We start from the raw sequence: 10,568 nt of genomic DNA, 5'->3' as shown, positions 1-10,568 counted from the left end.
GCCTCCACCCTAACGAGTTCGCGGCATGCTCGATGCCGGAGGTCGATCCGCGAGCAGCCGGCTCAGTCCTGCGTCGGGTCGTCCCCGGCCGAGAGTCGGTCCCAATCCGAGGAGACGCGCTCGCCGCGGGCGCCCGCCACGTCCTGGCCGTCGACCTCGTACCGGCTGCCCAAGGCCTTCCAGCGGCGCATGCCGACCAGCGTGGCGACGCCCGCGACGGCGAACAGGGCCTCCCCGAACAGCGCCACCCACGGCCAGGCGGTCAGCCGCGCGGTGGTCTCGATCGACCCAGTCAGCCCGGTGCGCACCGCGGCGATCCCGCCGAGCACCCCGGTCGGGTCGGCGATGACGCGCACGGTCGTCGCCACCAGTCCCGCGAGGCAGGCCCAGAACAGCACGACGGTGATGAGGCGCACGATCCGGCCGGAGGTGGCCGCGACGATGGCCGAGGCCACGGCGGCCAGGGCCAGGGCGACCAGGCCGGTGGCAACCTCGGAGCCGGTGGCCTCGACCCGACTGGCAGCCACCTCGTTGACCGTGCCGGTCACCCACGGCTGCCGGGCCGCGGCCATGAGCACGACCGCGGCGACGATGGCCAGGACGACGACGCTCCCCTTGGAGGTCAGACGGCTCAGGCGACTCATCGCGCGCTGCTCTCGCCGAGCACCGCGTGGGGGCTCCACGTGCGCAACGCCCGCGCCGACGCGACCGCCCGCAGCGCCGCGGCGGCCTTGTTGACGCACTCCTGGTACTCCAGGTGCGGCACCGAGTCGGCGACGATCCCCGCTCCGGCGCCGACGTACGCGACGCCGTCCTTGATGAGCGCCGAGCGGATGGCGATGGCCATGTCGAGGTCACCGTGGAAGTCGAGGTACCCCACGACGCCTCCGTAGATGCCACGGCGGGAGGTCTCGTACTGCTCGATCAACGCCAAGGCCCGCGGCTTCGGCGCTCCGGAGAGCGTGCCGGCCGGGAACGTCGCGGCGAGCACGTCGTAGGCGGTGGCCTCGGGCGTCATCTCCCCCACGACCGTGGATTCGAGGTGGATGACGTGGCTGTAGAGCCGCACATCCATGAACTCGACCGTGTCGACCGTGCCGGCGCGGCAGACCTTCTGCAGGTCGTTGCGGCTCAGATCGACGAGCATGACGTGCTCGCTGCGCTCCTTGGGGTCGCCGAGCAGGTCCTCCCCGAGCGCGAGGTCCTCCTCCGCGTCCTTGCCGCGTTTGCGGGTGCCGGCGATGGGGTGGGTGATCGCGCGGCGGCCGGTGACCGTGACGAGCGCCTCGGGCGAGGAGCCGACGACGTCGTAGACCGATCCGTCCGGGTGCGGAAGGCGCACGAGGTACATGTACGGGCTCGGGTTGGTTGCGCGCAGGGCCCGATAGACCTCGAGCGCGTCGACCGGGCAGTCGAGGGAGAACCGTTGCGACAGGACGACCTGGAAGACCTCGCCGGCGCGGATGTCCTCCTTCGCCGATTCGACGATGGCCTCGTACTGCGCCTGCGTCGTCGTGCTGACGACCTCGGCCAGGGCGTCATCGCGCACCTGCGGATCGATCGTCGCGACCGTGCTCGGGGCCGGTTGCGCGAGCTTGGCGGTCATCGCCTCGAGGCGGTCGAGGGCGTCCTGATAGGCGGTTTCGACCCGCTGCGGCGAGTCGTCGTAGTTGATGGCGTTGGCGATGAGGAGCACCGAGGCGTCGGTGTGGTCGAGGACGGCCAGATCGGTGGCCAGGACCATGCCGATCTCGGGCAGCCCGAGCACGTCGGGGTTGGTCGCCGGGACCCGCTCCCAGCGACGCACGACGTCGTAGCCCATCATCCCGACCATGCCCGAGGTCAGCGGCGGCAGGCCCTCGATGGGCGCGGTGCGCAGGGCGGCGACGGTCTCGCGCAGGGCCTGCGCGGGGTTGCCGCCGGTCGGCACACCCGCGGGCGGATCGCCGATCCACATCGCCTCGCCGTCCTGCTCGGTCAAGGTGGCGTGGCTGGCGGCGCCGATGATCGAGTAGCGCGACCAGCGGCCCTGTTCGGCCGATTCGAGGAGGAATGTGCCGGGCGCGTCGCCGGCGAGCTTGCGGTAGACCCCGATCGGGGTCTCGCCGTCGGCGACGAGGCGTCGCACGACGGGGATGACGCGCCGGTCGCGGGCGAGTTCGACGAACGTGTCCAACGGTGGCCAGATCTGGCCGGTCTCGAGGTCGGGCAGGGCGATGGCCGGAGCGTCGTGGGGCCGGTTCACGCCGGCACCTCGCCGATGACGGCGCCCAGGTCGTCGGAGTCGAAGCACGTGCGCGTGCCGGTGTGGCACGCCGCTCCGATCTGCTCCACCCGCACCAGCAGGGCATCGCCGTCGCAGTCGAGGGCGACACTGCGCACGTACTGCACGTGCCCGGAGGTGTCCCCCTTGCGCCAGTACTCGTTGCGGCTGCGCGACCAGAACGTCACCCGGCCCTCCGTGAGCGTGCGCCGCAGGGCCTCGTCGTCCATCCACCCGAGCATGAGCACCTCACCGGAGTCATGCTGCTGGATGATCGCCGCCACCAGACCGGCGTCGTCTCGCTTGAGACGGTCGGCGATCGCAGGGTCGAGGGTCGGGGAGGGTGTTGCGGGGTCGGTCACGTCCGACATTGTGCCGCAGGCTGCCGTGTCCACCGCACGGCAGGAGCGGTGAGCAGGCAGGATGGGGACATGACGGCAGACGCGCAACGGGAACGGCAGGCCCTGTGCGACACGCTGCTCGTGGTCGGCCCGCACGCCCCGACGCTGTGCGGCGACTGGACGAGCGCGGATCTCGCGGCCCACCTCATCATTCGGGAACGGCGCCCCCTCGACGCGGCCGGCATCGCCGTGCCGGCGCTCGCGGACCGCACCGACCGGGCCGTGCGGAAGCTGGCCCGTGAGACGCCCTACGCGACGCTCGTCGACACCGTGCGTCACGGTCCTCCGCGGTGGAACCCCATGCGAATCACCCGCATCGACGACCAGGCCAACCTGCTCGAGTTCGTCGTCCACCACGAGGACGTGCTGCGCGGCGGTGGCGCCGACGACCTGCGCCGCGACGCCTCCGACGACCTGCAGGCGGTCGTGTGGAGGCACCTGTCGGCCCGCGCCGGGTTGCTGCTGCGCCACGTCGATGCGGGCGTCGTGCTCGTCACCGATCACGCTCGTCACCAGGCCCGGCCCGCGACGGCGAAGGGGACGGTCGTGCTGCGCGGCCGTCCGTTGGAGTTGGCGCTGTTCTGTCACGGGCGCCGCGGCGTGGCCGACATCACCATCGACGGCCCCGATACCGCGCTCCGGGCGTTGACCGAGGCCGATCTGCACCTGTGAGCGGCGCGGGCGCGCTCAGTCGCTGCGTCCGTGCCGCACCGGTAGCCCATCGGCGGCCAGGGCGTCCTTGACCTCGTCGATGGTGATCTCGCCGAAGTGGAAGACGCTGGCGGCCAACACGGCATCGGCCCCGGCGCGCACGGCCGGGGCGAAGTGCTCGACCGCGCCGGCGCCGCCCGAGGCGATCACCGGGATCTGCACCGCCGCGCGCACGAGGCGGATGAGTTCGAGGTCGAACCCCTCCTTGGTGCCGTCGGCGTCCATGGAGTTGAGGAGGATCTCCCCCGCGCCGAGCTCCGCGGCCCGGGCGCACCACTCGACCGCGTCGATACCGGTGCCGGTGCGGCCACCGTGGGTGGTCACCTCGAAACCGCCGACGGGCTGCCCGTCATCCCCACGTCGGCGACGCACGTCGGCCGAGAGCACGAGCACCTGCGTGCCGAAGCGCTCGGCAATCTCGGAGATGACCTCGGGCCGGGCGATGGCTCCGGTGTTGATGCCGACCTTGTCGGCGCCGGCCCGCAGCAGCCGATCGACGTCCTCGGGCGTGCGCACCCCACCGCCGACGGTCAGCGGGATGAACACCTGCTCGGCGGTGCGTCGCACGACGTCGTACGTGGTCTCCCGGTTGCCGCTGCTGGCGGTGACGTCGAGGAAGGTCAGTTCGTCCGCGCCCTGGTGGCCGTACGCCCGCGCGAGTTCGACCGGGTCACCGGCGTCACGCAGGTTCTCGAAGTTGACGCCCTTGACGACGCGACCGGCGTCGACGTCAAGACAGGGGATGACTCGTACGGCAAGGTTCACGCGTTCACGATACGGCTACTACGCTTGCCCCATGTCAGGCACTCCCACCGCCGCCCCCAGCGAGGCCGCCGCCGGTATCGAGCAATTGGTCGACACCATCCGACGACTCCCGGCCTCGTGCGGAGAAACGGTGGTCGTGGCCATCGACGGGCCCAGTTGTGCTGGCAAGACCCAGTTCGCGCAGCGGTTGGGTGACAGCCTCGGAGCGACCGTCGTGCACATGGATGACCTGTACGCCGGGTGGGACGGCCTGGCCGGCGCGGTCCATGGCGTGGTCGATCAGGTACTCGTACCGCTGTCCGCGCTGATGCCCGCGAGGCACCAGCGGTGGGACTGGGAGAACGACACGTGGCACGACGCTCCGGTTCAGGTACCGGCCACCGAGGTCATCATCGTCGAGGGCGTCGGGTCCGCCTCCAAGGTGTCGGCGCCCTACGTCGCCCTGTCGGTGTGGCTCGAGGCGCCAGCTCAGGAGCGGTTCGAGCGCGCGATGGCCCGCGACGAGTCGTTCCGCGCGTACTGGGAGCGCTGGGCCGAGCAGGAGCTCGAGTACTTCCGCGCCGACTCCCCCAAGCAGCGCGCCGACGTCGTCATCGACACCAGTTCTCGGTGAAACCCTCGCCGAGTGGTCATTTCGTGTGGGATAACTCCGGTATATCCCACACGAAATGACCACTCGGCGGGTTGTCAGGACCTCTGGTGGCGCTTGACGAGCGTGGCCAGACGCTCGGCCTCATGGGTGCCGAACTCGCCGTCGGCGCGTTGGATGGCCATGCAACCGACCTCGTCTCCGTCGACGAGGTAGAGCTTCGGCCAGGGCATCCCACCGCCAAATGTCACCGCCTCGATCTGGCCCCAGGGCACCTCGCGGGTGCCGAAGAGGTTGCGGATGACGAGCACGTCCGGGCGCGGGACCGCCCTGATGAGGGTGTAGCGCGCCAGGAAGGCCGCCATCGCCAGACCGAAGACGATGAGCATGATCTTGTCCGACGTGCGCCACACGCCGCCCTGGTCGGGGCCGGGCAGCAGGATGGCAACGACGGTGAAGATGATGGCGGTGGCCGCCGAGATCGCCCCGGCGACCCACCGCCCGCGCCGCGGCACGAACGGAGCATCGAGTGGCAGGTTCTCGTCGGTCACAGCCGGCACGCCACCACGTCGGTCACGAGGATCGCGCGGGCGCCGAGGTCATAGAGCCGGTCCATGACCGTGTTCATCCCGGCGCGGGGCACCATCGAGCGCACGGCGACCCAGCCCTCGTCCTGCAGCGGCGAGATCGTCGGCGACTGCAGCCCCGGCGTGACCTCGGTGGCCTGCTCGACCGCATCGGTCGGGCAGTCGTAGTCGAGCATGACGTAGTGCCGCGCGGTGATCACGCCGGTGATGCGCCGCTGGAGCACGTCCAGCGCGCCCACCGAGGTGTCCGGCCGGCGGATCAGGACCGCCTCGGACTTGAGGATCGGATCGCCGAACACGGTCAGCCCCTGCTGGCGCAGCGTGGTGCCGGTCTCGACGACGTCGGCGATCGCGTCGGCCACCCCGAGGGTGATCGCCGTCTCGACGGCGCCGTCGAGGCGCACGACATCCGCCTTGACGCCGTTCGCGGCGAGGTGATCGGCGACCAGGCCGGCGTAGCTCGTGGCGATGCGCTTGCCGGCGAGGTCGGCGACGCTCGCGTGCTCGTCCGGCCGTCCGGCGTAGCGGAAGGTCGACCGGCCAAAGCCCAGCGCCATCGCCTCGACGGCATCCGAACCGGAGTCGAGCAGCAGGTCCCGGCCGGTCACGCCGGCGTCGACGGTGCCCCGCCCGACGTACACGGCGATGTCGCGGGGGCGCAGGTAGAAGAACTCCACCTCGTTGTCGGCATCGACGACGACGAGCTCCTTGGAGTCCCGGCGCACCCGGTAGCCCGCTTCACGGAGCATCGTGACGGCCGACTCGGACAGCGACCCCTTGTTGGGTACGGCAACGCGCAACATTCGTGACTTCCTCAGAGGTAGGTGTAGACGTCGTCCAGGGTGAGGCCCTTGGCCACCATGAGCACCTGGAGGTGGTAGATGAGCTGGCTGATCTCTTCGGCCGCCGCATCGTTCGACTCGTACTCGGCGGCCATCCACACCTCGGCGGCCTCCTCGACGATCTTCTTGCCGATGGCATGGACGCCGGCGTCCAGTTGACGGACGGTGCCCGACCCCTCGGGTCGGGTCGCGGCCTTCTCGGTCAGTTCGGCGTACAGCTCCTCGAACGTCTTCACGTCAGGCAACACTACGGCCCCGCCGGGCCGGACCGGATCGGGGTTCGATCCGCGGACCGCCGCGTCGCCTCGTTCTGGGTGGCCCGCAGCCACACGACGAAGCCGTAGATGACGAACACGGAGTAGAACGCGTACAGCACGGCCGTGGGGATGTACCCGCTGTGCCACAGCAACGGCACCCCGACGAGGTCGACGCCGATCCAGGCCAGCCAGAACTCGTTCCAGCCACGGGCCATGGCATAGGTGGCCACGAGCGAGCCCATGAAGATCCACGCGTCGAACCAGTAGTACCAGCGCGGCGCCGGCCAGCCGGCACCGATCATGGCGAAGACCTGTTGCACGACGATGACCCCGGCCACCCACGTCAGCACCAGGCCGGTCCGTTCTCCGGCCGTGGCCCATCGCGGGATGATCGCGGCGCCGTCATCCTCGCTCGCGGACCCGGTGTGCTCCCGGCGACGCGCCCGCACCTGCTGCCAGCGCCACCAGCCGTAGGCGCTCGTGGCGATGAAGAAGATCTGCCGGGCAGACTGACCGAAGAGCGGGGTGCGGTGATCGGCGCCGAACGTGGCGTTGATGTAGACAAAGAAGAGGATGACGTTGCCGAGGATGCCGATCGGCCAGGCCCACACCCGCCGCTTCATCCCGCCGACGGCCGAGGCCAGGCCGAAGAGCACGCCGATGAGTTCCATGGTCGAGAGTCGGTAGGGCCCGACCGGGAATCCGGACTGGTAGATCCACTCGAGCACGTTCATGGGCGGGCGACTCAGGCGTGCCAGTGGGCGGAGGCCAGCGCGCGCAGTTCGTCGACCGCGCTCGCCGCGTCGTCGGCCCCGTACACCGCGGAGCCGGCGACGAACACGTCGGCGCCGGCCTCGGCACACTGCTCGATCGTGGACGCCGACACCCCGCCGTCGACCTGGATCCAGATCTCGCCGCCGTGCTTGGCGACGGCCTCACGCACCTGACGCACCTTGGGCATCTGGTCGGCCATGAACGACTGACCGCCAAAGCCGGGCTCGACCGTCATGACAAGCACCATGTCGAGTTCGGGCAACAGGTCCAGGTAGGGCGCGAAGGGCGTACCCGGCTTGAGCGCCATGGAGGCCCGCGCGCCCTGCCCGCGGATGTTGCGGGCCAGGGTCACAGGATCGGTGGCCGCCTCGATGTGGAAGGTCACCGACTTCGCCCCCGCCTCGGCATAGGGCGGCGCCCACCGGTCGGGGTCCTCGATCATCAGGTGACAGTCGATCGGGATCGGGCTGACCTTGAGCAGGCTCTCCACGACCGGCAGGCCGAGGGTGAGGTTGGGCACGAAATGCGCGTCCATGACGTCGACATGCGCCCAGTCGGCGTTGCCGATGGCCTCGAGTTCGGACTGCAGGTTGGCGAAGTCGGCGGAGAGGATGCTCGGGGAGATCTGCACGACGGAGGAGTTTACGTGGTACCGGGCAGTTCCCCGTGCCGTCGCCGCCGCGGTGTGCGCGGCCCTTGTGTCAGCACCTACGTCAGCGTTTGCGCAGCAACGCGAGGAACATCCCGTCCGTGCCGTGCAGGTGCGGCCAGAGTTGGACCATCGGCCCGTCGCCGACGTGCTCGATCGGCGCTCCGCTCGCATCACGCAGATACTCGCGGGCGTCGATGAGCTCGACGTCGTCGCGCTTCTTGAGCACGTCCTTGACGGTGAAGATCGTCTCGGCCAGGTGCGGGCCGCACGTCGCATAGGCGATGACGCCTCCGGAGATGGTCGCGTCGATGGCGCTGGCGAGCAGGGCGTGTTGCAGCGGCGTGAGATCGGAGACGTCGTGCGGCTGGCGGCGCCACCGGGCCTCCGGGCGTCGGCGCAGGGCCCCCAACCCAGTGCACGGAGCGTCGACGAGCACCCGGGCGTACCGCGCCGGCTCCTCGTCACCAACGTCACGGCCGTCGCCGGTGCGCACCTCGATGGTCGTGCCCGCCTCCGTGGCGGCCTCGACGGCCGGGCGCAGCGTCAGGCGCACCAGCCCGGCGCGGTGGTCACTGACCTCGTTGGCCACGAGGTCCCGACCGGCCTGGACGGCCAGCCCAGCCAGGAGTCCGGCCTTGCCGCCCGGGCCGGCGCAGAGGTCGAGCCACGGCGCGTCGGCAGCGGCGCCCTCGAGGGGCACGTCGACGAGGGCGAGCGGGATGAGTTGGCTGCCCTCGTCCTGGACCGCGGCGCGACCGTTGCGCACGGCGGCGATGGAGCTCGGATCACCGGACTCGCGCACCACTCCGACGCGACTGAGCCGGCTGGGTTCGCCGCCGCGCTCGGTCAGTTCGTCGAGCGTGGCGAGACCCGGTCGGGCCACGAGGGTGACCTTGGGCGGAGCGTTGTGAGCGTGCGCGAGGGCGGCGAGATCGGCATCGATCGTGGTTGCGGTCGAGGTGCCATGGCCCAGCAGCGCCTGCCGCAGGGCCTTGAGCACCCAGGTGGGGTGGGACTCCTCGATGGAGAGCCGCTCGATGGGGTCGGTCACCCCGTCGGTGACCGCCTCGAGCCACTCCTCGCGGCTGCGTTCGCTGATCCGGCGCATGACCGCGTTGACGAGGGTGGCCGCCCCGGCACCGTTGACCTGCCGCGCCAGCGCGACGGTCTGGTCGGCCGCCGCGTGCTCGGGCACCCGCATCCCCAGGAGTTGGTGGGCGCCGAGGCGCAGGGTGTCCACGACGTTCGCGTCGATCGAGGCGACGGGCCGGGCCGCGGCGATCGCGATGATCCGGTCGTAGAGGCCCTGCATGCGGATCGCGCCATAGGTCAGTTCGGTGGCGAACCCGGCGTCCCGACCGTGGAGGTGACGGCGGCGCAGCACCTGCGGCAGCAGGAGGTTGGCGTAGGCGCCCTCGTCGGCGACGGCGCGGAGCACCTCGTAGGCGGTCAGTCGCGCCGGGTCACCCTGTCGCGAACGTTCCGAGGGGGCGTGCTGGGAGTGGCCGCGGCGCGGTCCGCCGGACCCGCGGCTGCCCGAGCGCTCCCGGCCCGCATCATCGCGACGCGAGCCGAAGCCACGGCCGTCGCGATCGCGCCCACCGCCACGATTCGAGCCGTCACGACCTCGCCCACCGCCGCGATTCGCGTCCCCGCGCCCGCCGTCGCGTCGCGGTTGCCTGCCCTCAGTCATCTGTCAGTCCTTCGCCCTGCTCGATTCGCGCCCCGCGCGCCCAGTCGGCGGCGGCCATCTCCTTCTTCCCGTGCGGCCGGACCAGGCCGAGCCGCACCGGCATCGTGCCCGTCCCGACGAACACGGCCTTCTTCGTCACAAGCAACGATCCGGCCGGGATGGTGCCGTGACCGGGGATCTCCTCGGGCGTCGCCACGGTGATCGGACCGAGCTTGAGGCGCTCGCCGCGGAACGTCGTCCACGCGCCCGGCGCCGGCGTGCACCCACGCACCCGACGGTCGATCGCCGTGGCCGGCTGGGACCACGTCACGCGAGCGTCGTCGACGGTGATCTTCGGAGCGATGCTCACCCCGTCGGCCGACTGCGGCACCGGCCGCAGCGAGCCGTCGGCGATGCCGTCGAGGGTGCGCACCAGCAGACCGGCGCCGCCCTCGGCCAGCCGGGCGAGCAGATCTCCGGCGGTATCGGTGGGGCGGATCTGCTCGGTCATGACCCCGTACACCGGGCCGGTGTCGAGGCCCCGCTCGATCTGGAAGGTGCTCGCCCCGGTGACCTCGTCACCGTGGATGATCGCGTGCTGCACCGGCGCGGCCCCGCGCCAGGCCGGCAGCAGGGAGAAGTGCAGGTTGACCCAGCCGTGCGTCGGCACCTCGAGCGCGGCCGGCGGCAGCAGCGCGCCGTAGGCGACGACGGGGCAGACGTCCGGGGCGATCTCACGCAGCCGGGTCAGGAACTCGGGGTCGCTCGGGGTCGTCGGGGTGAGGACCTCGACCCCGACCGCCTGCGCCCGGGCCTTGATCGGCGACGGATGCAGTCGGCGCCCGCGGCCGGCCGGGGCGTCGGGTCGGGTGACCACCGCCACGACCTCATGGTCGGAGTCGAGCAGGGCCTCCAGGGAGGGGACGGCCACCTCGGGGGTGCCGGCAAAGACGACGCGCATCACCGGGCAATCCTACGGTCAGAGATCAAAGCCGTTGGGCGGCTCGACCCGCACACCCAAGGGACCGCCGGCCCCGCGCCGGCCGCTGGAGGTG

The 10,568-nt window shown here is 71.2% G+C and carries 13 protein-coding genes; 2 read left to right on the top strand and 11 right to left on the bottom strand.

Annotated features, from left to right (window positions below; translation table 11 throughout):
• Positions 1-62 precede the first annotated feature (62 nt).
• Genes KD1_RS09520 through hisI form a run of 3 tightly spaced genes read right to left on the bottom strand, consistent with a single transcriptional unit; the run spans position 63 to position 2,634 of the window.
• A complete protein-coding gene (locus tag KD1_RS09520; protein WP_068401034.1) occupies positions 63-644 on the bottom strand; it encodes a Trp biosynthesis-associated membrane protein in 582 nt (193 codons plus the stop codon).
• Positions 641-2,245, bottom strand: a complete 1,605-nt coding sequence (locus KD1_RS09515; protein ID WP_068401031.1) for an anthranilate synthase component I — start codon at positions 2,243-2,245, stop codon at positions 641-643. Before KD1_RS09515 ends, KD1_RS09520 begins: the two co-directional genes overlap by 4 nt.
• Positions 2,242-2,634, bottom strand: a complete 393-nt coding sequence (gene hisI / locus KD1_RS09510; protein WP_068401028.1) for a phosphoribosyl-AMP cyclohydrolase — start codon at positions 2,632-2,634, stop codon at positions 2,242-2,244. The genes KD1_RS09515 and hisI overlap by 4 nt, the downstream gene beginning before the upstream one ends.
• Positions 2,635-2,694: 60 nt before the next feature.
• Between hisI and KD1_RS09505 the strand changes: the two genes are divergently transcribed.
• The gene (locus KD1_RS09505) at positions 2,695-3,336 is read left to right on the top strand and encodes a TIGR03085 family metal-binding protein (protein ID WP_068401025.1); all 642 of its coding nucleotides are present in this window, start codon (positions 2,695-2,697) and stop codon (positions 3,334-3,336) included.
• A gap of 15 nt (positions 3,337-3,351) precedes the next feature.
• On the opposite strand, the gene hisF is transcribed toward KD1_RS09505, so the two are convergent.
• A complete protein-coding gene (gene hisF / locus KD1_RS09500) occupies positions 3,352-4,140 on the bottom strand; it encodes an imidazole glycerol phosphate synthase subunit HisF (RefSeq protein WP_068401021.1) in 789 nt (262 codons plus the stop codon).
• 31 nt (positions 4,141-4,171) lie between these two features.
• On the opposite strand from hisF, the gene KD1_RS09495 reads away from it, so the two are divergent.
• On the top strand, positions 4,172-4,753 hold the full coding sequence (locus tag KD1_RS09495; protein WP_068401018.1) for a uridine kinase family protein: 582 nt from the start codon (positions 4,172-4,174) through the stop codon (positions 4,751-4,753).
• Between the two features lie 74 nt (positions 4,754-4,827).
• Here KD1_RS09495 and KD1_RS09490 read toward each other — a convergent pair whose 3' ends face one another.
• The 7 genes from KD1_RS09490 to fmt form a co-directional block, all read right to left on the bottom strand.
• Entirely contained in the window at positions 4,828-5,280 is a 453-nt protein-coding gene (locus KD1_RS09490; RefSeq protein ID WP_083542325.1) for a PH domain-containing protein, read from the bottom strand.
• Positions 5,277-6,119, bottom strand: a complete 843-nt coding sequence (gene hisG / locus KD1_RS09485) for an ATP phosphoribosyltransferase (RefSeq protein ID WP_068401015.1) — start codon at positions 6,117-6,119, stop codon at positions 5,277-5,279. The genes KD1_RS09490 and hisG overlap by 4 nt, the downstream gene beginning before the upstream one ends.
• An 11-nt stretch (positions 6,120-6,130) precedes the next feature.
• Complete coding sequence (locus KD1_RS09480) at positions 6,131-6,394, bottom strand: phosphoribosyl-ATP diphosphatase (RefSeq protein ID WP_068401070.1); 264 nt, start codon at positions 6,392-6,394, stop codon at positions 6,131-6,133.
• Positions 6,395-6,405: 11 nt separating this feature from the next.
• Positions 6,406-7,149, bottom strand: coding sequence for a nicotinamide mononucleotide transporter family protein (locus KD1_RS09475; protein ID WP_068401012.1), 744 nt, complete (start codon positions 7,147-7,149; stop codon positions 6,406-6,408).
• 11 nt (positions 7,150-7,160) lie between these two features.
• Positions 7,161-7,820 carry a ribulose-phosphate 3-epimerase gene (gene rpe, locus KD1_RS09470; RefSeq protein ID WP_068401009.1) on the bottom strand — a complete coding sequence of 220 codons (660 nt, stop codon included), beginning with the start codon at positions 7,818-7,820 and terminating at the stop codon, positions 7,161-7,163.
• Between the two features lie 82 nt (positions 7,821-7,902).
• The gene (locus KD1_RS09465; protein WP_068401006.1) at positions 7,903-9,534 is read right to left on the bottom strand and encodes an RsmB/NOP family class I SAM-dependent RNA methyltransferase; all 1,632 of its coding nucleotides are present in this window, start codon (positions 9,532-9,534) and stop codon (positions 7,903-7,905) included.
• A complete protein-coding gene (gene fmt / locus KD1_RS09460; protein ID WP_068401067.1) occupies positions 9,527-10,474 on the bottom strand; it encodes a methionyl-tRNA formyltransferase in 948 nt (315 codons plus the stop codon). Before fmt ends, KD1_RS09465 begins: the two co-directional genes overlap by 8 nt.
• Between the last annotated feature and the right edge of the window lie 94 nt (positions 10,475-10,568).

This window comes from Kribbia dieselivorans NBRC 106261 (assembly GCF_001552435.1).
In the GTDB taxonomy this organism is placed as follows: domain Bacteria; phylum Actinomycetota; class Actinomycetes; order Actinomycetales; family Dermatophilaceae; genus Kribbia; species Kribbia dieselivorans.
The sequence above is the reverse complement of the archived record's forward strand: the minus strand, read 5'-3'. Positions and strand labels throughout refer to the sequence as shown.